General features: G+C 41.1%; 15 protein-coding genes. 4 read left to right on the top strand and 11 right to left on the bottom strand.

All coding sequences use genetic code 11. The features are described 5' to 3' along the window. Positions 1 to 33: 33 nt before the first annotated feature. Positions 34 to 3,015, bottom strand: coding sequence for a PEP/pyruvate-binding domain-containing protein (locus BM156_RS17880; RefSeq protein ID WP_093921275.1), 2,982 nt, complete (start codon positions 3,013 to 3,015; stop codon positions 34 to 36). Between the two features lie 247 nt (positions 3,016 to 3,262). Here BM156_RS17880 and BM156_RS17875 point away from each other — a divergent pair, with 247 nt between their 5' ends. Continuing rightward, on the top strand, positions 3,263 to 4,033 hold the full coding sequence (locus BM156_RS17875) for a hypothetical protein (protein WP_139218329.1): 771 nt from the start codon (positions 3,263 to 3,265) through the stop codon (positions 4,031 to 4,033). 66 nt (positions 4,034 to 4,099) lie between these two features. Here the strand turns inward: BM156_RS17875 and BM156_RS17870 are convergent, their stop codons facing one another. Beyond that, the gene (locus BM156_RS17870) at positions 4,100 to 5,170 is read right to left on the bottom strand and encodes a 2-oxoacid:ferredoxin oxidoreductase subunit beta (RefSeq protein ID WP_093921273.1); all 1,071 of its coding nucleotides are present in this window, start codon (positions 5,168 to 5,170) and stop codon (positions 4,100 to 4,102) included. Between the two features lie 3 nt (positions 5,171 to 5,173). After that, positions 5,174 to 7,015, bottom strand: coding sequence for a 2-oxoacid:acceptor oxidoreductase subunit alpha (locus BM156_RS17865; protein WP_093921272.1), 1,842 nt, complete (start codon positions 7,013 to 7,015; stop codon positions 5,174 to 5,176). A gap of 214 nt (positions 7,016 to 7,229) precedes the next feature. Between BM156_RS17865 and BM156_RS17860 the strand changes: the two genes are divergently transcribed. Both BM156_RS17860 and BM156_RS17855 read left to right on the top strand, forming a co-directional pair. Beyond that, positions 7,230 to 7,748 (top strand): gamma carbonic anhydrase family protein, encoded by a 519-nt coding sequence (locus BM156_RS17860; RefSeq protein WP_093921271.1) that lies wholly within the window; start codon positions 7,230 to 7,232, stop codon positions 7,746 to 7,748. Between the two features lie 332 nt (positions 7,749 to 8,080). Continuing rightward, on the top strand, positions 8,081 to 8,986 hold the full coding sequence (locus BM156_RS17855; protein ID WP_093921270.1) for a nucleotidyltransferase family protein: 906 nt from the start codon (positions 8,081 to 8,083) through the stop codon (positions 8,984 to 8,986). Between the two features lie 169 nt (positions 8,987 to 9,155). On the opposite strand, the gene BM156_RS17850 is transcribed toward BM156_RS17855, so the two are convergent. After that, a complete protein-coding gene (locus tag BM156_RS17850) occupies positions 9,156 to 10,583 on the bottom strand; it encodes a RapZ C-terminal domain-containing protein (protein ID WP_244525759.1) in 1,428 nt (475 codons plus the stop codon). A gap of 201 nt (positions 10,584 to 10,784) precedes the next feature. Between BM156_RS17850 and BM156_RS17845 the strand changes: the two genes are divergently transcribed. Further along, on the top strand, positions 10,785 to 11,498 hold the full coding sequence (locus tag BM156_RS17845) for a YdcF family protein (protein WP_093921269.1): 714 nt from the start codon (positions 10,785 to 10,787) through the stop codon (positions 11,496 to 11,498). A 103-nt stretch (positions 11,499 to 11,601) separates the two neighbouring features. Here the strand turns inward: BM156_RS17845 and BM156_RS17840 are convergent, their stop codons facing one another. The 7 genes from BM156_RS17840 to BM156_RS17810 all read right to left on the bottom strand — a co-directional run bounded on the left by BM156_RS17840 (position 11,602) and on the right by BM156_RS17810 (position 22,577). Next, positions 11,602 to 12,513: an endonuclease/exonuclease/phosphatase family protein gene (locus BM156_RS17840; protein WP_093921268.1), complete on the bottom strand. Its 912-nt coding sequence runs from the start codon at positions 12,511 to 12,513 to the stop codon at positions 11,602 to 11,604. A gap of 48 nt (positions 12,514 to 12,561) precedes the next feature. Continuing rightward, positions 12,562 to 14,148 carry a beta-N-acetylhexosaminidase gene (locus tag BM156_RS17835; protein ID WP_093921267.1) on the bottom strand — a complete coding sequence of 529 codons (1,587 nt, stop codon included), beginning with the start codon at positions 14,146 to 14,148 and terminating at the stop codon, positions 12,562 to 12,564. A gap of 438 nt (positions 14,149 to 14,586) precedes the next feature. Beyond that, positions 14,587 to 15,450, bottom strand: coding sequence for an endonuclease/exonuclease/phosphatase family protein (locus tag BM156_RS17830; RefSeq protein WP_093921266.1), 864 nt, complete (start codon positions 15,448 to 15,450; stop codon positions 14,587 to 14,589). Between the two features lie 12 nt (positions 15,451 to 15,462). After that, positions 15,463 to 17,238 (bottom strand): RagB/SusD family nutrient uptake outer membrane protein, encoded by a 1,776-nt coding sequence (locus BM156_RS17825; RefSeq protein WP_093921265.1) that lies wholly within the window; start codon positions 17,236 to 17,238, stop codon positions 15,463 to 15,465. Between the two features lie 23 nt (positions 17,239 to 17,261). Continuing rightward, the gene (locus BM156_RS17820) at positions 17,262 to 20,657 is read right to left on the bottom strand and encodes a TonB-dependent receptor (protein WP_212733556.1); all 3,396 of its coding nucleotides are present in this window, start codon (positions 20,655 to 20,657) and stop codon (positions 17,262 to 17,264) included. A gap of 259 nt (positions 20,658 to 20,916) precedes the next feature. Beyond that, a complete protein-coding gene (locus tag BM156_RS17815) occupies positions 20,917 to 21,936 on the bottom strand; it encodes a FecR family protein (RefSeq protein ID WP_170847005.1) in 1,020 nt (339 codons plus the stop codon). A 23-nt stretch (positions 21,937 to 21,959) separates the two neighbouring features. After that, on the bottom strand, positions 21,960 to 22,577 hold the full coding sequence (locus BM156_RS17810) for an RNA polymerase sigma-70 factor (RefSeq protein WP_170847004.1): 618 nt from the start codon (positions 22,575 to 22,577) through the stop codon (positions 21,960 to 21,962). Positions 22,578 to 23,335 lie beyond the last annotated feature (758 nt).

Below are 23,335 nucleotides of genomic sequence, written 5' to 3'. Positions count from 1 at the left end.
AGCTTTTTTAGTCATTCGATATCGGTTAAAACTCTATCTTTTACTAATTAGTGCTTGTCGGCTTCTTCCGTCCATTAAAATCTTCAAATCTTCGTCGAACCGAACATGCTTCACATAGGTCATTTCTTCGATAACCGGTTGTTCTTCCAGCATATCAATGTTTATTTTCTCTTCTTTGGAATGATGTTTAACGGCAAAATAGCCCACATTCATTGAGGTTACATTGTGAAAAAAGTGCGATCCCAGCGAACCGTCCAAAGGAAAATCAGGCAAGCCCATTTCAACAATGATTCGAGCTCTGGAAATTTGGGCCCAAACGACCGGTACTCCAGTAAACTGATCTTTAGTTCCCCAACGCCCAGGACCAATCAGGATGTATTCCTTTCCTTCGGCATCCATCTTCTTGTTCATGTTATGAATCTCCCGGGCAATATCTCGCGTCTTCAGCTTATCGAACTTAGCTGGATCAACAAAAACGACATCACGAATGCCATCCACTTCTCCATTCCCCATCCCTTGCTTGGCAAACAAAACGACTTTATCAATATCCATTTCACCAAGGTCAATACTCAACTCTTCCTCATGCCGAATCAAAGGTTTAATCTGCAAGAGGTAAAATGTAGGCAGCCCATACTCCCCTTTCTCCAAATCAACAGCATACTCCATCTCTACCGGAGACCCCATTGCCTCGCGGAATAGTCTCAACAAGAAACGCAAAGTCTCAGCCAGCGGAATGTAGTTATACTTCAAAATATTGGCAAAATCAACCACTCGAGGGCCCTTCATATCAACGCCTGAGACCAAATCATCGTTTTCAAAGTCGAAAACCGACGCGCAATGCTGTAACAAGCCATCAGCTTCTGCATCTTTAATTCGAAACTTCTTAATTGCTGCATTCTCTCCATGCGCTACCACATTGGCATCTGGCTGCGCCATATCAATCGCATAAAACTCCCGTTGCGAATCCCGCACCAGATCATGTACTGTGGTCGGATTAATTGTTGGATATTTGGGGCAGAATCGGAACGCCTGCTCTCCCCCAACCACGTACATTCCCAAGCCAATGGCAGCAACGGCAAAACCATCTTCCGGTTTCATGTAGGACACCGGATAATAATTATATGATTGAGCAACACCACTAATTGACGGATAAAAGCGTTTGTCATGTTCCCGGCCAACCACTTGCTGAATGATCACCGCCATTTTCTCCTCTTCAATCTTATAGTTTACAGCATCGAAATAAGCAATGGCTGATTCGGTAAAAATACTGGCATATACCAACTTAATCGCATTTACCAATTGCTGATAGCGCACAAATTTATCGGGATGATTATTGGGCAGTAAATAAGTGGCATAAACGCCCGAAAATGGCTGTAGCAACGAATCTTCAAACAATCCAGAAGAACGGACAGCTAAGGGGCCTTTAATCACCTCGATATAACGAAACAATTTTGCTTTTAGCCCTTCGCTCAGGTGCGACTCTAGAAAGATCGTCTTGATATGCTCGTAGTCGTTATTGCAGTATATTTCTTCATAGAGATTATTCAATTCCAAGAACTTGTCAAACTCAATGGCACCAATAATGGCAGTCGAAGGAATTCTAATATTGATATCAGGAATAATTTTCTTGAAATCGATATTCTCAATGAAGTTACTCATGAAAGCCATTCCACGACCCTTTCCTCCCAGCGAACCTTTTCCCATGCGTACAATGTATCGATCACTATCCACAACTGCCGGATCGAAGTTGATGATTCGACCGCGCATCTGCTTTACCCGAACCTTCTCAAACACATCAAGGCAGAAATCACGAAGTTCTTCGGTATTTTTAAAATCCTCAAATCGGTACGGCAACAACTGCTCGGCAATATTAATCTCTCCACGAGCCATCAGCCAGGTTGAAAATGAATTACGTTTACCATGATACAGTAAGGCCTCGTCCGGTATCAAGCGAAACATTTCCTGGAATTCTTGCAAATTACGAGCAACCATAATTGGGTTCCCCGACATATCCTTGAACACAAAGTTTCCAAAACCTAAGCGTTTGTAAATAAAATTATGGATGTCCATTGACAGGCTTTCCGAATTTTTATTAATAAACTCGGCTCCAATTTCCCGGGCACGTGCAGCATTATTCACATCATGGCTTTGTAACAACAGCGGAACCGGGAATCGCAGGATTTGCTTCACATACTTCAACAGCTCAACACCCGCTTCACTATCGTCAACCCCATTCCTTGAGAATTTTACATCAGAAATAACACTCAGCAAATAATCGCGGTACTTGTAGAGCATTTCAATCGCCTCTTCGTAGGTACTCACTAAAATTACTTTTGGCCTTGCCCGCATCTTCAGAATCATGTGCAAATCATCTGTTGACTCATCCTGCACCAAGTTCTGCGTCTGCGTCATAATGTTGGTGTACAACATCGGCAAGTAGCGCGAATAGTATTGAATGGAGTCCTCCACCAACAAAAGCATGCGAACACTTCCATTCTTAATGTCTGTTTCAATATTTTTTTTATCCTCAATGTACTTAACCATTGCCAGGAAAACATTGGAGTTTCCATTCCAAACAAATACCCGGTCAATCGAATCAAACTGATGAGCAGCCTCCTGAAAATAACGCAAATCTCCATTGTTATTCACCAACAATAAAATGGGCACCTGCCCATTCTCTTCATGAAGCACATCTGCCATTTTCACCGGTATATCCTTGTCCATTCCAACCATGATGATCACCAGGTCAAAATCCCGATCTTTCATCATTTGCAGGGCATCCGTTTCCGAGTTCACACTGGTAAACCTCGGATAAGTGTACAAATTAAGCTGTAAAAACTCACCAAATATCTTATCGGTAAATTGCCCTTCCCTAACAATGGAATAACTGTCGTACAAAGTGGCTACCAACAAAACCTCTTTAACTTTAGTTGGCATCAGTTCTTCAAAAATATCGCGGTCGCTTTTCTTTCTTTTATATATCGATGATAGAGAAATATCTTCTAAATTTTCCATGATCAAATTTTTTGCTGAAATTATGAAAATTCCGGCTGCTCTAAAAATAAAGTCTGCGAAAGACTTCGTTTATAAAACATGTTACTCAAAGGCCAATAAAAACGTTATTGTGCTCTTCTCAAATCAATTCCAACTACTTGCTTTAAAGCAGCAAACCTCAATTTGTTTGACAAGGTGCAGAAATCACCCATTGCGTAAGCTTCTCACATTTTGTACTTTATATTGTTTTACCAAAATTTTTACCACCATGAGAAATGCCTTCGTTTACTTTGGAATGCTATTCCTTTTGCTGGGAATGGCAACAGCATCGATCCAGGCCCAAGAAGCCGCTCCACAAAAGTTTATTGTGTTCGAAGAAATTGTTTCCCCTGCTGATCTTCCTGCTTTCATAGAAACTCAAACCAAGGTGAAAGCACTCTGGGATAAGCACAACTTGAATATCCCTATTTTTTCATACAGGAATGACGACAATGCTTTCTACTGGGTCGTCCCGATCCATAGTTTTGCTTCGATTGATACGCTTTACGCAAGTATGATGGACATGCATCAAAAAATGAAAGACGAAGATGGCTTTGATGCCGACCTTGCTTTCAAAGACTTATACTATGGGGAACAAAGCATTATTCAATGGTCAAAAGAACTATCTTATCACCCTTCGGGACAGATGGGACAGTCAATGGATCAGCCTTACGCTGAATGGACATTCTGCTATTTAAAAACAGGACATGAAAAAGAGGCAGCAGAAGCCGTTAAAAAATACATTGACTTTTACGATCGTATTGAAGAAACTTATGAATGGGATATTTACATCACGCTGTTGGGAAAAGGAACTCCCCTATGGATATTAATGACTCGATCAGAAAATCCAGTAAGCCTAAAACAACTCGAGAGTGGGTTATATATGAAGTATAGGAAAGAATTTACGGAGATGTGGAGCAACTTTAGCAAACATGTCCGCAAGGTTGAAAATAAAACCGGATGGTTTCAACCCAAATTTTCAATGAACTTACCCGAATAACCTTACTTGCAAAAAATAAAAGAGGAGGCTAAAAAGCCTCCTCTTGCTGTCTATCGATAGCTAATTCTATTTTTCAATCGGACATTTCTTTTTGAAGAAAGGTACAGGTTCACTGCTGTTAGGGTCATCAACCACCCAAGTATTCCCTGAACGCAATAACTCGTCCATGTTGTTCACCTTTCTCTTTGCAGAAATTGTTTCTACTTGCTTCCGTAACTCCTGATCGTAAACAGGAGCTTCAACCGAACGGATAACGCCCATTGCAATTGGGAAATCAGGCAAAGTCATGTTGATCAACTGCATGTGAATATATGGATCATATATCTTGGCGTCATGCACTAAAATATCAGCTTCCGTTATGCCATTCTCGCCAATCTTAACAACTTTCAAGCGTCCATTCTCCAAGATCAAGCCTTTATCATTCTCGTAGCCAAAAATCATTGGTTTGCCATGCTCCAAGAACAATTGACGTTCAGCACGGTGTTTTGGATCGGCAATCTCCGCATGAATTCCATCATTGAAAATAACACAGTTTTGCAACACCTCAACAATTGATGTTCCTTTGTGCTTTGCAGCTTCAGCAAAAACCTCTTGATTATGCTTCACATTCGAGTCAACGGCACGGGCAAAGAATGTTCCTTTGGCTCCTAGCACCAATTGTCCGGGCACAAATGGCTCTTCAATTGTTCCGAAAGGAGACGTTTTGGTCACAAAACCACGATCTGTTGTTGGCGAGTATTGCCCCTTAGTCAGACCGTAAATCTTATTATTGAAAAGAATAACATTCAAATCAATATTTCGGCGCACCAGGTGAATGAAGTGATTTCCGCCAATAGCCATGGCATCACCATCACCGGTAATCACCCAAACATTCAAATCAGGATTGGCACATTTCACTCCCGAGGCAATTGCAGTGGCCCGTCCGTGAATGGAGTGAAATCCATAGGTACTCATGTAATAAGGAAAACGAGAAGAACAACCAATACCAGAAATCACGGCAAATTGCTCATGGGGTACATTCATGTCGGCCATGGTTTTCTGAACAGCATTCATGATTGCGTAGTCACCACATCCCGGACACCAACGAACTTCGTTTTCGCTTTTAAAGTCTTTAAGTGTATAATTTAATTCTGTCATGTCTTAGTCCTCCAGTAGTTTATCAAAGTTTTCTTTCAGCTCGGCTACCGAGAATGGCAGGCCTTTCAACTTATTCACCTGATGGTATTCAAATCCAGGTAATTTGTCGCGCAAGTAAGCTACAAATTGTCCCATGTTCAATTCGCAAACAACAATTTTCTTAAACTTACTGAATACTTCTTCGGTATTTGCTGGCAGCGGTTTAATAAAGTTGAAGTGAGCCAAACTCACACTTTTACCTTCCTTGCGCATTTCACGAACTGAGCTAATCATATGACCGTAGGTTCCACCCCAGCCAACAACCAACAAGTCGCCACCATCTTTATCGCCACACACTTCCAGTTCAGGAAGCATTTCAACTACTTTTTGAACTTTTTCTTCGCGGATTTCACTATTCTTTTGGTGATTCTCAGGATCATGACTTACTGAACCTTCAATATTCTTTTCAAGACCACCAATCAAGTGCTGATATCCCTTCATTCCAGGGAAAGCCCACTCGCGTGCCAAAGTATCTTCGTCACGACGATACGCTTTAAATGAACTACTATCTTTGGCTATTCGAGGAGTGATTTCCGGCAGTTCATCCATGCTCGGAACGCGCCAAGGCTCGCTTCCGTTCCCAAGGAAACCATCTGTCAACAACACAACTGGAACCATTCTTTCCATCGCAATTTTACATGCCAAAAAAGCATAGTAGAAACAGTCTGAAGGTGTACTGGCAGCCAACACCACCATTGGGCTTTCACCATTTCTGCCATACAAAGTCTGCATTAAATCAGACTGTTCCGTTTTGGTAGGCAAACCAGTTGAAGGACCTCCACGCTGAACATTAACAACAACCAACGGCAACTCTGCCATTACCGCTAAGCCCAAAGCCTCTGATTTCAGTGCTAAACCTGGACCTGAAGTACTGGTCACAGCCAAATCTCCGGCAAATGCAGCACCAATAGTTGTACATATACCAGCAATTTCATCTTCAGCCTGGAAGGTTTTCACGCCCAAATCACGACGTTCGGCCAATGCCACCAAAACATCAGTAGCCGGAGTAATTGGATAAGATCCTAAGAACAGTTCGCGCCCAGCTTTTTCAGCTGCCGCCAAAAATCCCCAAGCTGTTGCCTGGTTTCCGTTAACATTCCGATAAACTCCTTTTTCAATTTCTGCCGCATTCACCAAATATTGAGGTGTCATGTGCTGCATGTTCAACCCATAGTTGTATCCGTCCTTCAATACTTTCAGGTTCGAATCAACAACCTTCGGCTTCTTTGCAAATTTTGTTTTAATGAAGTTCTCGATATAATCCATCGGACGACCAAACATCCAGCAGATTAAACCAAGAGCGAACATATTTTTACTACGCAAAACCGATTTGTTATCCAACTCAAATTCCTTCAAACTTTCTCTGGTTAAACTTGTAATCGGAACTGCGATTTTTGTAAAGTCTTCCAAATTTAGCTCGCCAAACGGATCGTCTGTCGAGAATTTAGCCTTATCTAAATTTTTCTGAGTAAAAGAATCAACATCATAAATGATGGTACCACCAGGTTTCATAAAGCGAGCATTCGCCTTAACCGCTGCTGGGTTCATTGCAACCAACACATGAGCCTCATCTCCAGGGGTATTAATTTCCTTGTGTCCAAACTGAACCTGGAATCCGGAAACTCCTCCAACAGTTCCCTGCGGAGCCCTTATTTCCGACGGATAATCGGGGAAGGTTGAAATATCATTCCCAAAAAGTGCTGTGGCATCCGAGAACAAAGTCCCCGTAAGTTGCATTCCGTCCCCCGAATCTCCGGAAAACCGAATGGCCACCTCTTCTAACTCAATTACTTTCGTGTCTCTCATCTGACAATTATTTTTAATAGCTAGTTTTCTCCTTATAGTCTCTAAAAAAAACGACTTCAAAAATAATAAATTATAATTTTGGAACCATTTTGAATTAGGCCTATGCCCTACGTTACTGAGCAAAAATAACCAATAATTAATAAGAGAAATAAGATGTATTTAATAATTTAAAGCTTTTAATATCTTTGCTATCAATTTAAAATGAATATAGATAATGGCTTTAATACGACCGTTAAGAGGAAAGACCCCAACGATAGGAAACGACTGCTTTTTAGCTGAAAATGCGACAATTATAGGCGATGTTATACTTGGAGATAAATGCAGTGTTTGGTACAGTGCCGTAATCCGCGGAGATGTTCATTCAATTCGCATTGGGAAAAACACCAATGTTCAGGATTGCGCTGTCATTCATGCTACTTATCAAAAATCACCAACCAATATCGGCGACAATGTAATTATTGCGCATGGAGCAATTGTTCACGGATGTACCATCAATGACAATGTGATGATTGGAATGAATGCCGTAGTGCTTGACTATGCAGTTATTGAAAGCAACACGATCATAGCTGCTGGCTCAGTTGTCACCAAAGGCACCGTTGTTGAATCAGGAAGTGTTTATGCAGGTATTCCGGCTAAAAAGGTAAAAGCAATTGGCCCCGAATTGCTCGAAGGTGAAATTCACCGAATTGCCAATGCCTACGGGATGTATGCAAGCTGGTACCAGGAAGAATAGGACTTCATCCGAACCTTCAAACAAAAAGGCTTTTTGCTCAGAAATTATTCTGGAACAAGCCCGGTTAAAGAACAAGGGTTTGGGCTTGAAATTCGCCACGATAAAGTTTCTAATTACAAAAATGTAACCAAAAAAATCAACAAATCGTTTGGTTCAAACTCTGTTTAATTGTTAGTTTGTAGGCTCAAACCAGATTCCTGGCGAAGAATAGTCAATAACCAAGACCAGCACAACAACCTTCTCCCCCATTGGGGATGTAATCGTTTTGTGCTTTTTGGTAAGGCTTTTTAGCCAGTTTTAAAGAAAATATAAATCATTAAAACCGATCAATAATGAGTCAAAAACCAACACTTTTAATTTTGGCAGCAGGTATGGGAAGCCGCTACGGCGGGCTAAAACAAATTGAACCTGTTGGTCCGAGTGGAGAAACAATTTTAGAATATTCTATTTTTGATGCGATTCGTGCAGGCTTTGGAAAAGTTGTCTTTGTAATCAGAGAAAGTTTTGCAGAAGAATTTAAGAGTCGCTTTGCCGGAGACCTTGCCGATAAAATACAAATCGAATACGTTTATCAAGAGCTGGATAACCTTCCCGAAGGTTACACCTTGCCAGAAGGACGAGAAAAGCCTTGGGGAACTGGACACGCCATTCTGATGGGTAAAGATGTCATCAATGAGCCTTTTGCCGCCATCAATGCAGACGATTTTTATGGAAGAGAATCGTTTGAAGTTGCTGCAAAATTTCTCACCAACGAGGTTTCTGCCAACAAATACAGCATGGTTGGTTATGAACTTAAAAACACTTTGTCTGAATTTGGAACAGTTTCTCGCGGTATTTGCCAAACAGATGACCAAAACAACCTGGTTGAAATTACAGAGCGTCATCAAATTGCTCGCAATGGCGAGAACATTACGTTTGACGATGAGGCTGGCAACAAAGTAGCTGTAGCTGATGGTACTGCTGTTTCCATGAACTTCTGGGGATTTCATCCAAGCTTGTTCCAGCACCTGGAAGCACAATTCAAGACATTTTTAGATGCCAGCATGCACTTGCCTAAATCTGAATTTTATATTCCGAGCGTGGTTTTCGAACTGATCCAGCAAGGCGAGGTTAAAGCCGAAGTATTGCATGCCAGCTCCCCATGGTTTGGGGTTACTTATCCTGAGGATAAGCCATATGTGGTACAGCAAATCAGCCAATTGACAGCTAAAGGCGAATATCCAGAAAAGCTTTGGTAGAAACGAAAAACAGCTCGTTGGATTTTCAGACTGTCAGATAGCTGTATCTGAATAGAAAATCTAGCGAACTGTTGCGCTATAAAAACATAAAAAAGGTTGTATTGAAACATTTTCAGTACAACCTTTTTCATTTACTGCCCTACTACTCCTCCAAGCAGCTATAAGCTAGCTAAAAATCTTGTTCCCGGTGTGTCAAAACAACATTCACAGGATAGTTTTCGCGTAAGTAATTGGCCATTTTCTCAGCGGCATAAACCGATCGGTGTTGTCCTCCGGTGCATCCAAAACTTACACTGAGGTGCGTAAAACCACGCGACAGATACATGCTTACTGACTGATCAACCAAGGCACGAACGTGACTCAGAAACGGGCCTATTTCGGAATTGGTTTGTAGAAAATCAATCACCGGCTGATCTCGCCCGGTCAGCTGCTTGTATTCTTCGTAGCGCCCCGGATTATGAATTGCCCGGCAGTCAAACACAAAGCCACCACCATTACCTGATGGATCCTGTGGTAAGCCCTTTTTATACGAAAAGCTGCACACCCGAACAGTCAGCTTGCCTTTCTGCTTGCCGATTTTCTTCAGGAACTCAGACTGACTCACTTCTTTCAGCACCTGAAACAACTCTGGCAATTTGATTGGAATGTTGTTGTTTTCCAGCAAATAACTCAGATTTTCCAGTGCAAAAGGAATACTCTTTAAGAAATGCTCTTTCTTTTCGTAAAAGCCTCGGAATCCGTAAGCTCCCATCGCCTGCATAATCCGAATCAGCACATAACCAGTGAAATATGCCTTAAACTCAGCTCGGTCAATTTCAATATATTTCTCCAGTTCATCCAGATAAAACTCAAGCAGTTCGTTTCTCACAGCCTGCGGGATATCAGCCTTGGCATCGTACAACAAGGAGGCTAAATCATATTGCAAAGCTCCCTTTCGTCCGCCCTGATAGTCGATAAAAGCAACCTTTCCATCATGTAGCATGATGTTGCGCGACTGGAAATCCCTGAACAAGAAAAAGTCACTTTCAGCAGCCAGCAAATAATCACTGAAATTCTGAAAATCATCCTCCAAAGCCTGTTCATCAAAAGGTATTTTTGCCAGCTTCAGAAAATAGTACTTGAAATAGTTCAAGTCCCACATCATCGACTGCTTATCGAAGGCAGCCCTCGGATAGCAATAAGAATAATCAATTCCTTTTCCAGCCGTTATCTGCAGCCTTGGCAACTCCAACAATACCTTTTTGTATACATTGATTATTTTCTCTGAAAAACCTTCCAACTCACGCGTACGACTCAAATAATCAAACAAAGTCAGATTGCCTAAATCTTCCTGTAAATAACAAGTCTTAGCTTCATTTACTTGATATATTTCCGGTACAGAAACTCCTTCTTTTCTGAAATGCTTCGAGAATTCGATAAAAGCCATATTCTCTTTCACATCGTGATTCCAGGCTCCAATGGCTTGATGTTTCTTGCTTTTCATCCGGCAATATTCCCGATACGAACCGGATGGTGGAAGTACCTCGAAAGCAGTCATTTCTTCCTGGAAATATTGCTCAAACAACTGAATAATTTCTTCTTTTATTTTTAAGTCCAAAATGTTCTTTTTTTTATTGATGGTAAACAAAGATAACAGAAAATCCTTCGCTTAGAATTGACAATCATCTCATTGCAACGATTCTTTTTCAAACCAGAAAAATCAAGCGACTAAAAATATTGAAAGCAACATTCGCTTTTGAATTCGCTATCTGTTTTTGTACTTTTCAGATCTCAATTATTTCCAGCAAATTGACTTCTCATGAGCAAAGGCATTCGAACTTTGGTAAAACGACTGATTTTTATTCTTGGTATCCTGTTTCTATTATTCATTGGACTCAGTTTTACACCACTTCCATTTTACGCTTACCACTGGTTGGGAACCAGCCAAACCGAAAAGCCCAATCGCCCCGACTTTATTGTCATGATGGGTGGCGGTGGAATGCCTAGCCAATCGAACCTCATGCGAAGTTGGTATGTTGCTCATGCAGCCCAAGAGTTTCCACATTGTCAACTCGTTATTTCAATCCCCGGGAACCTGCATGATTCCTTATCTACACCACGCCGTGTAGCTACTGAGTTGATCAACCGAGGAGTCCATGAGAACCGAATTTTATTTGAACAACATGGTACCAATACACGCAGTCAAGCTTTAAACCTTCGGTTGTTCCATGGACGTTTGTTGGTTCGTTCCTCTCTGCTAATAGTGAGCTCGCCAGAACACATGCGACGTTCAATATTGAGTTTTCGAAAAGCCGGTTTTAAAGATATAGCAGGCTTAGCTGCTTTCGAGGATGCCCTGGAGGCAGATCTTAGTTTTGAGGACCGAAAATTAGGAGGGAATCAACTTCCGATGCCAAATATTGGACAAAATAAAACACTTCGTTACCAGTTTTGGACACAGTTGAAATATGAAATAATAGTAGCCCGGGAACTGGCTGCCCTGAGCTACTATTATCTTCGTGGGTGGATTTAACTCAACAGATCGTTCGACTTTCAGAACTCAGACTGTCAGACACTTGCAGCACTTTACAGAATTATAGAATACTAAAAATCAAACAACTAAAAAATTCAACGAACTATTGCTGTTGGTTTGTTTCAAAAACAGCAATCACCGGGTAGTGGTCAGATAGCAACCAATTGGCTTCGCCATTACCAACCCAGGCATTTACACATTGCTGCTCCAATTCCGGAGACACCAAGATGTAATCAATTCGCTCTTTACGCTCATCCAATTCCTCTGGTTGCTCTTTGTTAACGGCAGCCAATGCCCTTCCCGGAAAACTTCCCCGCTGAGCCATTCCCTGCGTATGTTTGCGAACCACATCACCTAAAGGCAAGGACAGGAAAGAAGAAATAACGGCATAGTCAAAATCACCATCAACTAAGTTGCCTTCCAACCCTTTTCCCTTGTCTCCTTTTTTCATGCGAGTCAACAAAGGTCCATTCGGATTGTACAAATCAGCATCGTAAGGCGAATGAGCATTGAAATCGCCCATAATCATGTAGCGGGAATTTTGCTCGCGAATTTCATCTATTTTGTTAGCTAAAAGCTTGGCTTCATCCCTTCTCCGTTGGATGCTGCCGGGATGCAGGTGAACCACCAAAAAGTCAATACCATTTGTTTGACAATGCAAAGCTCCGTGATGCAATCCCTCTAAAATCTTTTCCTTTAATTCAATTGGAAATCGCGAAGTGAGACCAACCGAATAACCCGTTGTTTTGAGCAATACGGAATAAGGATGTCCCCACGATTTAGCATCTTCCTTTAACTTTTCAGGCGTGTATTTACAAAGTTCCTGCAAAGCCACCACATCGGGCTGTTGCCCGGCCACCCACTGCTGTAGTTCTGCACGGCGGGCATCGTCTTTCCCCCAATCAAAACCATTCCAAATGTTGTAGCTAATCACCTTTAGCTGCTTTTGCGATTGCGAAAAACCTGGGTTTATTGCCAATAATGCAATCGAAAGAAGTAGTAGTAAACGTTTCATGAATCGTATTTATAATTTTTAGTTTTAGAATAGCACTTTGCCAGAAGCTTATTCTTTAATGTAGTTAATTCCAGACTTAGTCCATCGGTTATAAAAGGGAACCAAGCTAGTTTTAAATCGATCAAAATCTTTCTGGGAAGTTTGTGTCCATCCAACTTCGGCATAAGCTGCAATACGTGGATATACCAACTCTTCCATTGATTTCACTGTTGGAATCCATTCTCCCCACATCTGGCAGCCCAAACCTAGAATTTTATCATTCAAGTTGGCTGGAAGTCCTTCCGGAATGGGATCGAAACCATAGGCTTTTTCCAAAGGAATTTTCCTGTAATTATAATCAAGGTAAGTGTATTCATGGTAAGAGTTCACAATATCGTGCCCACTGACAACAGCTTGTTTTACCAAGTCCAAGTCACCTTTCCAGAAATGAATCACCGCATTTTTCGCTAATTTTTCCTTCACTTCCTGATCTTTGGTGTTGTACTCATGAAGCTGAACTCCCATAATTTCGTTCCAGCCCATCATCCTGCGTCCTTTTGACTCAATGTAGTTTGACATTCTATTGGTAAACCAAACTTGCAGGTCGGCATAAGAGCCAAGGTTATTGTCTTTCATGAAGGTATTCACAGCTTCCGAGGCTTCCCAATGATCGTGCTTTACCTCATCGCCTCCAATGTGAATCACCTGGGAAGGGAACAGTTGAAAAACTTCATCTAAAACATCCTTCAAGAAATCTTCGACACGAGGCTCGGTAAAATCAAAAACATCATAGTGAACCCCAAATTTTGCAGGAACACCAATCTTTTCTTTCGAAACGCCCAACCATGGATAAGCAGCAATGGCCGCACTAGCATGTCCCGGCATTTCGATTTCAGGAATAACAGTAATGTGTCGTTCCTGGGCATAGGCCAAAATATCCCTGATTTGCTCCTGCGTATAAAAGCCTTCGTGAGGAGTTGTGTCATACACATCGCTATTCCATCCACCTGGCCATACGCCGGTTTGCGTAGAATCACGACGAGCGCCAACTTCTGTAAGTAAAGGATATTTCTTGATTTCGATGCGCCATCCCTGATCATCTGTTAAGTGCCAATGAAAAGTATTCAATTTCAGCATGGCCATTTCATCAAGCAGGTCTTTAACAACCGCTACGCCCTTAAAATTGCGGCTTTCATCGAGCATAAAAGCCCGCCAGCTAAAGCGAGGCTGATCCTCAATTTTAACCGCCCCCACAGAATACTTCGCTCCTCCTTCACGCTGGATTAGCTGCCGCAAGGTTTGAATGCCATAAAATGCCCCTTGATTCGTTGCCGCTGTAATGATAATCCCATCTTCATCGGCGTTCAACAAGTAGCCTTCCTGCCCCAATTGACTGGTAAGATTCGCTTCCTTTTTAAGGGAGATAACAGGCGATTCAGTTCCCTTTTGGGCCTTGATTCCAAACTCATCCGCCAATATTCCTGAGAGAAAACTTCCTTCGCTGGCCAACTCATCCGGATAGCTTAAAGTCAGTTGATTTTGCAACAATACTTTCCCTTCCTTTTCCGACACTTTAGACGGAAAAGGTATAATGTTTATTGCTGATCCTGTATAGGCAAGCAAAACAAAAAAGCATAAAAAAAGCGTCGTTTTCATTTGTTTAATTTTTTTTGATTTCTGAATATTCAATCCCGATAGTTATCCGGACAAGACATTCAGGAACTCACATCAATTTTGCTCATTCTCGTTTCCTGATTTAGAATGATGAAAATTCATGTTCGTTTGATTCGTAGTTAATTTAATTGATAATAATAGTAAAATCATCCCAAGGCCCTATTTACTTGTCATGGAATGGGATTTAATTTGTGTTTCAAAATTTGGACTCCAAACTACCCAAAATTTGGCAATTATCACACTTTTGTGGCCTTTTCCGATTCAAAATTTAAGTTCTTAAAAAAACAAAACTCCGCGGTCTTGGTATCTATTTTAAGATACTTACCACGGAGTTCTAGTTTAATATTTATCGTTAATAGCCCTGAAAATTGGTCTATTTAGACACTCCTTTTCAATAGGATAATTTTACGACATAACCTTCTAGTCAATTTTCACCTTAGCCACAACTGGCTGATGATCTGACGGGTATTTTTGATCATAACTGTCCGTTAATACACCGTATGATGCAACCTCAACGTCATCACTCACGAAAATGTAGTCAATACGGTTGTCCATAGGGGCCAGAAAGTTAAAACTGTTAAATGTTCCAACAGGTCCATAGGGTTCCATTTCTGACTTTTCTCGAGTGTCTTCCAAAAAACCATTGATTGTACGAATCTGTTCGGTCTCCGGAGTTGAGTTAAGATCTCCCATGAAAATAACCGTTTCTCCTCCTGCAATAGCCTTCATCTTCTCAACGACCAAGATTCCAGACTGACGCTGAGCTTCCTTCGCCTGATGATCAAAGTGTGCATTAAACACAAAGAAGGTTTTTCCTGATTCCTTGTCCTTGAACTCTGCCCAAGAACAAATCCGTCTGTGCTTAGCGCCCCAGCCATATGAAGGTTCTGCAGGAGTTTCGCTCAACCAAAAGTCACCGTGATCAATTAATTCAAACTTGGCCTTTCGATAAAAAATGGCCGAGTGTTCTCCTTGCTGATTTCCATCATCTCTACCTACACCCACATAGGCATATTCAGTCATCGAAGACAGATCTTCCAACTGTTCGATCAATCCTTCCTGCGTACCAAAAATATCAAACTCGTGATAGCGGATCAATGCTTTCACTTGCTCCTTCCGCTTTGGCCAGGCATTCTCTCCATCATTCGGATTATTGTATCGAAGATTATAGCTTGCTACGATAAGGTTGGATTGCGCTTGAGCTGTTTCTTCCGAGGAAGACTTCGCTTCGCAGGCTGCTAAAACAAATACTAAAAAGACCGAAAAAAATAATTTTACGTTCATAATTTTTGTAATTTATTCCCATCCAGGATTTTGATTCAAATTTGGATTCATCAACACATCCTCTTCTGGTATTGGATAATAGTAATTTCGATCCGTCCAAACTCGAGGAATATTATCCAACCAAGTTAGCTCGCCACTCGTACCATTTGTCAGTCGTTGTGGATTCGGCTCGCCATTAATGGTTTCGCTGACCTGTACAAATTCATACGAAACATCAGGAAGAGGATTCGGCACCTGATTGACAAAGATAACATCATCAATGCCATCTTCGTTCAAATCCATTGGAATATCCAATGCAGGCACGTAAAAACCTCTCCAGTTTATTTTCATCAGCTCTCCCCGCTTCCAGCGAATCAGATCAGCAAACCGAAAGCCTTCCATAACAAGTTCAACTCCTCTTTCCCGACGTATTTCAAGAATTACCGGATCATTAATATCTGGATAATAATTTGTTTGAAAGTAAGAATCAACCTGATCTGGCAACTGATCAAGTCCTCCTGTTATTCCGGCTCTTGCTCTCAAAGCGCCAATCGTTGCAGCCCAATCTTCATTGGTTAATGCTCCTAGCTCAGCTTTTGCTTCGGCATAGTTCAACAGGACTTCTGCAAAACGGAATATAGCCACAGAATTATCATTATAATCCCTTAGGTCATAATAAGTATCATCTAAAACCCACTTTATTGGTTGGTATCCTGTTAAAACATAACCGAAAGTTGGAGGTGCTGGTATTTCCTGTCCGCCATGGATGCGCTTATAGTCTCCTAATCGAATGGTTTGCTTCAGGCGTAAATCCCGCTCTTTAACTTCTTCTGCAAAAGGCATCGTTTCGTACCCATCCTCCGAGGTAAACGGAGTTCCATCCAAGTTCAAATAAGTATTCACAAAAGTTCGGGTTAAGCTTGACTTTACTCCATAAGTTGGGCTAGTATACTTCCAGTTTGCTGCATGCAAAATACCAAGTTCCTGGCTCATAACAACGGCAAGCATCACCTCTTCGGTTATCGGCTTGTTGCTGATAAACAAATTCCGGTAGCTCATGTCGGCATCTCCCGAAGTATTTAAGGAGTAGCTTGAATTATCCATAATTTCTTTTGCAGAAGCAACTGCCTCTTGCAACCAGAACTCAGAAGTTGCTTGCAATCCCAATTCATCATGATACTTGCGAAAAGTGCCCTCGAACAAGCAAATACGAGACTTCAAAGCATAAGCAACCCATTTGGTCACGGTGCTTCCCGAAGCATCACTGTCTGTCGTGATGTGTTCGCATGCATAGTCAATATCTGCCAAGACAGAATCCATCACCAATGTTCTGGAATCTCTTTCAGCATAAAGCAAATCTGTATCATCGATGCTAGGCACCCGACCAATCCAAGGCACATCGCCAAAGCGCTTTACCTTTTCAAAATAAAAGAAAGCTCTAAAGAAACGGGCTAAGCCCAGATAGTGCTCACGAACAGCTAAATCAACAGCTTCATCATTACAATTCGCAATAAAAAAATTGATGTTACGTAATTCAGACCAGCTCCAACCTGACGCCTGATTAGGTCCATAACTGCTGGTTAAAAACTGATCGATTGAATTACTGGCAATATAGTCAGACATGTCGTCTCCCAGGTAAATATCCTGGGCAGAGGGCAAAACATTGTAAAAGGAGTTCGAATACAATTCAAGTCCTGCTTCAGTATTAAATACCGGGTCTTTTGAAACTTCTGATTTGGGAAGCTCCTCCATTTCACAGGAGACCATCAGCAGCACCAACAAAACTATCAGTAATTGAAAATATCTCATCGTATTATTGTTTTTCATGATTATTAAAATGTTGCTGAAACACCGAATGATACCGTTTTAAGCATTGGATAATTCAAGACGTTTCCGCTACGTCTTCCACTTCCTGAAGTCAGCTCTGGATCAGATCCTCCAATATTCTCCACATCAAAGTCTTTAGTGGTTCGATACAATGGAGACCACGACCATAGATTCTCGCCTGAAAGATAAACTTTGACATTTGACAAGAATGAAATCTGATTCATCAAATTCTGCGGTAAGTTATAGCCTAGCTGCACATTTTTAAGTCGTACATAGGCCACATTCATGATGTAGCGACTTTGCTTCTGATTAAGCTCTCTTGACCATCCGGCAACATAACCACGGTATCGTGGAAGGAAAGCATTAGGACGATCTTCGGACCAAATGTTATCCAAATGCCATTCGGGCATATTGTTGTAAGGGCGGTTGTATTGTCCCCAGAAGTGACTGGCTTCTGCATCTGGCCACCAATCTTGCTTTCCAACTCCCTGAAAAAAACAGGAGAAAAACAGGTTATTCCAATCCCCTCCCATGTTTAATCCAAAGGTATATCGGGGAGTTGAGTTACCAATAACCTTAAGGTCCCCCGGATCGCTAATTCGATTTTGACCGATATTTATTTTTCCATCGTTATTTAAATCCTGAAACTTAATATCCCCTGGTAAAAGAACATTGTTGGACGATACTCTGATGTATGACTGATCAGCATGAGCCAGGATTTCTTCTTCACTTTGAAATAATCCATCGGTAACAAATCCCCAGATTTCACCTAATTCCATTCCTTCATAGTAATCTGACAACAGTTTCTCCGGGTTATTAAACTTGGTGATCACCGACTTATTATCAGCCAGGGTAAATCGGACATCGTAATTGAAGGGCTTTGAAGCTAAGTTAAACTTGTCTCTCCAGCTGATAGAGAGCTCCCAGCCATTTGTTTTCATGTCGGCATAGTTGCCCTTTGGTACACTTGCGCCAAATACGGCAGGTACTGGCAAACCACTGGTATACATATCGGTGGTTTTACGCTCATAGATATCAGCAGTAATATTCAACTGATTAGAAAAAAGCCCCAGATCCAGCCCAAAATTTGTCGTTGTCGCCGTTTCCCAAGTTAATCCTTCAGGAATGACATTCGGTTGAGAAGTTGAAGCTGGTCTCGTTCCATTCAGGACTCTCCCGAGCTGAGAAATATTAAACAGCTCAATGTAAGAATATGGTGAAACATTACCATTTCCTAAAGCCCCATAAGATGCTCGTAACTTGAGATTGGAAACAAGGTCTTCATTGACATTCCAAAATGATTCGTTGGAAAGTCGATACCCTACTGAAACCGAAGGGAAGAAAGCCGTTTGTTGATCAGAAGGGAATTTTGATGACCCATCAAGACGTCCGTTCAACTCAATGAGGTACTTATCTTTGAAACTGTAGTTTAAACGATAGAACTGCCCTGCAATTCGCCATTTGTTATAACTGCCGTCCGTTGAAATGTTTTCGCCAATTGTCAACGCAATATTTTCGGCATCCTCGAATAAAATGCCATTTCGCTGAGCACGAAATGATTCATACGTACTTTCTTCATAGTTAAACCCAGTCATTACTTTTAGGTAATGCTCTTGATTGAAGGTCTTTTCATACTCGGCATAAATATTCGATGCCAAATATTTCGTTTCCGAGCTAATTTGACGGATATCATTCGTCGTTGTTCCTACATAGTTAACAACACCTTCTTGCCGGCTATACGGAACTTGAATTCGTCGTCTGTGATTCAATTGGTTGTTTGTCGAGAAAGTAAAATCACCACGAACACGTAGGTTGCGTTTAAACAGATAAGCTGTTAAACCAGTGGTATTCTTTACGTACGTTCTCTTGGTGTCTTCACCATTTTTTCCATAATACATATCACCGACAGTGTAAGCCCCGGAATGTGTTAACGTTCCGTCCGGATTTAACATCGGAGAAGTTGGGTGTCCTTCATCTGCAATGTTACGCCAAATACCACCGCCCTCTCCAACGTTCAGTGGTTGATGGTACTTTTGCTGCGAATACTCCGTATTGTTATCAAGGGTAAGCCAATCAGCAATTTTGATATCTCCTTTTCCTCTGAAGTTATAGATTGAATAGTCATCCGAGTTATATCTGAAAAGCCCCTCCTGATCATTATACCTTCCAGATATATAGTAGCTCACTTTTTCGTTACTACCCGAAATCGAAATATTTTGATCCACGGACGTCAAGTTATCTTTATACAATAGCCCATACCAGTCAGTACTTCCATAATACACGTAGTTCCCATTGCTGTCGATCTCGTAGTCTGGCAAATCTGGGTTTTCCGATCGTCTTTTCAGCTCTTCCAGGTAGGCTAAGGAAAAGGCTTGTGTTTTATTCATTGAAGAAGGAATCCGGCTATAATCATTATATGCGTTATAAGCTTCACTAAACCACTTGGCGTAAGTATAGCCATCAGTAACAAAATCGGGCACTGCAGTCGGCGATTTAATCCCATAGTTCATCGTATAGTTCACCGATATTTTCCCTTTTTCCGGCGCTTTCGTTGAAATAAGAATAACACCGAAAGTTCCACGAGCTCCATAAATTGATGCCGAGGCAGCATCTTTCAAAACCGATATATTCTCAATATCATTGGGATTTAGCAGACTTGGATCTCCTTCAACCCCATCAATCAGAATTAAGGCATTTCCTCCCTGTCCAATCGAAGAAGCCCCTCTAACCTGATAATTGGCACTTCGCATTGGTTTCCCGTCTGCCAATGAGATATTCAAGTTAGGAACAACTCCCTGTAACGCCTGGGTTAAATTATTAACTGGCCGGTTGGTTAAGACTTCAGAACTTACTTGTTCAACCGCTCCTGTAAGGTTTACCTTCTTTTGTGTTCCATATCCAATGGCAACAACCTCCTGCAAGCCAATGGCATCCTCAATCATCGAAACATCAATAACAAACTGATTTCCGACGGGAATCTCCTGGGTTCTCATTCCCACAAAAGAGAAAACCAAAACAGTCCCCACAGAAACATCTGAAATTGAATAATTTCCTTCGAAGTCACTCACCACCCCGTTGGTTGTTCCTTTAATCAGGATGGTTACTCCTGGCAGCGGTCTCCCTTCTGCATCAGTAACTGTTCCTTTTATTTCCTTTTGCTGCTGATTTAAGTTATCCCGACTCCCATCTGGATTTACCTCAATCAAAATATTCCTGTCAACAATCCGATAGCTAGCCCCTTGCTCTGCTAATATCTGACCCAGTATATCCTTAATATTTTGACCTTCTGCATCCACATTAATCAACTGAGAATCATCGAAAAAATCACGGTTATAGAAAAAGTAGTAGCCGGTTTGTTCTTCAATTGAATTGAAGACATCTGAAATCTTAGAGTTCTTCATTCGCAATGTTAGTTTTGTATTTTGCGAATACACACTTGCTGTTACCGAGACAGTGGCAAACAATACAAGTAACAAACATAACCTTGCCATAAGCCATAGTTTTTTAATCCAGGAGAGATAAAACTCCCGTAATTCAATTTTTTTTTTCATAGATTTGAATGTTAATTATTAAAATTAATTTGCGCTTGCGCAATTTGATTTTTGAAGAGGGAATAGGTCCAAGTATTCCCTCTTTTTCAATCGCACAGCAACTGTTCAATTATTCTTTTTTCGTTTCATTTTTTAACCATACTTTTTTATTTTTTATGTAATAGTCGATTCGGGCAGTACTCTTAATTTTTTCCAGTGCATCAATCAAATTACTATTGTAGCTAAACATTCCGCGGAAACGGTAATTAGCCATTTCCGGATCTTCGAAAATCACCTGAATGCCATAGATCTGCTCTAATTTCAGCATCAAATCTTTCAAAGTCGCATCTCTAAAAATGATTTCACCATTTCTCCAGGAACTGTACATTTCTGCATCGACATTCTGAATTTCAAATTGTTTTCTATCGATGCGATAGACTGCGCGTTCTCCCGGGTTCAACTTGATCTCTTTCATCCCTCTATTGTTGGAACGAAGTAGTACGATTCCATCATTCAGCACGGTCTCAAAAATCTTAGATTCGGTATCCGTCTTTACATTGAATGAAGTTCCTGTCACTTTCACATTGGCTATTTCCGTTCGAACAAAAAAGGGAACCTTCTGATTCTTTGGAACCTGGAAATAGGCTTCTCCTTCTAGCTGTACGCTCCTTTCATGCGATTTAAAATCAGAAACATCATAGCTAATTGTCGATCTGGAATTAATCCATACCATCGTTCCATCTGGCAGCTGGCAAGATGCAATATGCCCCATCGGTGCATAAATCTTAGTTTTTCCCGCTGAACGTTCATTTTTAGATTGAAAATTTAACTTGAACAACACACTAACAGCAATAGCTATCGGAATTGCAATAGCTGCTACAATTCGATAGAAAGCCATTTTTTGTTTATGTTTTTGAATTTGGCTTAGAAGCGCGCGATTTAATTTCCCCTGCACCTTCGCCTTATCTCGAGCGATATCCTCATTGGAGATTCGTTCAACGGCCCCACCCCACAATTTTTGACTTTGCTTGTAGGCCTTAGCATATTCGGGCAACTCTTGACTGAGCTTCTGGTGTTTACCCTGCTCCTCATCCGTGGCATTTCCAGAAAGAATTTTGCCTAGAAGAATTTCTATATCGTATTTTTCCATCATTTATCGGTGACAACTCACACTTAAGACGAAAAACGATTTAAATACCCTGTAAGAGGAATTGATTTTTTTCTTTTGAAAATGCTAATCAAGACATTAAAAAATTGATTTTCTGACAATTGATGGCGAAGTTTTTTTAATGCAATCCCCATTTGCATTTCTACAGTTTTGACAGATATATTCAATCGTTCAGCAATCTGACTATACTTCAACTCTTCAAAACGACAAAGCACAAAAACTTCCCGGCATTTTTCAGGCAACGCATTAATCGATCGGTTGATGCGATCATTTAACTCAGCTTCTTCAATTCGGTCACGAAATGGAGAATGAACACTATTTTCAACCGTCTCAGACATCTCCGTATTTCGATGTGATGTGCGTAAATGATCTAAGGCTGCATTTCTTGCTGAATTATAGAGATAAGACTTTATGGATGAAGTTGGACTTATTTTCGATCGCTTAATCCAAATCTTCACATAAACATCTTGAACAATGGATCGAGATAAATCCATATCGCCCAAGTATTTATTTACAAAGAAACACAGTTCCGAATAGTACTTATCAAACAAGTAACTAAAATTCTCTTCAGTCCACTCAAACGGATTACTCAAGCCAAGCTTATTGTCAATATTAATAGCCAAAAGAATAAGGGTCTAGTTGATGATATGACTTTATTTAACTACCCTAAAATAAGACAATAAATGTTTAAAATGTATTAACCGGCGATTAATCTTTGATGTATTTTTCGAGCCACTCTTCCCTAATTTGAAAAAGAAAACCGTGTCTTCACTTTAAAATCCACTTGGATACCATTCAATTCCCAAAAGATTTTTCACACGAACCTTTCGTGGGGCAAGGATAAGGAGAGAGATAGTAGACCAGAAGAGGAAGCAATAAAAAAACTCCAAAGCAGAAACCCAAAAACGAATTGTTTAAGTTGCTGCGATGGAGTTATTCAAATTATTGCTCGCCCACTAAATCTGACGACAGAGCGAACCAGTCCTGCGAGGGGAAAGAAGAGCCGGTATTATCAGTCCATGACAATTAAGTCGTTTTCAACCTTTAAACGGGTGTTGGTCGAGTAGACCGGGGGAATTTCACCCCCAGCCTCTCACAGAACCGTACTTGACAGTCTCCCGTCATACGGCTCTTCTAATATAGCTTGTTCTATAAAGCTCATCCCCTTTCAGGTTGGCAAAAGATTTAACTATATCAGCTAACCCCTTCGCTCCATCCCCATTACAGGGACTTCATCACTACTACGGGTCAGTCCGCCCCAGTACGCTGCATTGCTATTCGGCCTCCAGGGTGTGCCTGTTGTGCCTTCCGCTTAGCATCAGCGTGACTGGTTCCCGAGTTCCGTAACTGAGCCCAAATATAGTTCCTGCCCTCTGTAAGA

Source organism: Sunxiuqinia elliptica (genome assembly GCF_900113005.1).
GTDB classification, from domain to species: domain Bacteria; phylum Bacteroidota; class Bacteroidia; order Bacteroidales; family Prolixibacteraceae; genus Sunxiuqinia; species Sunxiuqinia elliptica.
This window is presented reverse-complemented; position numbering and strand designations above follow the sequence as displayed.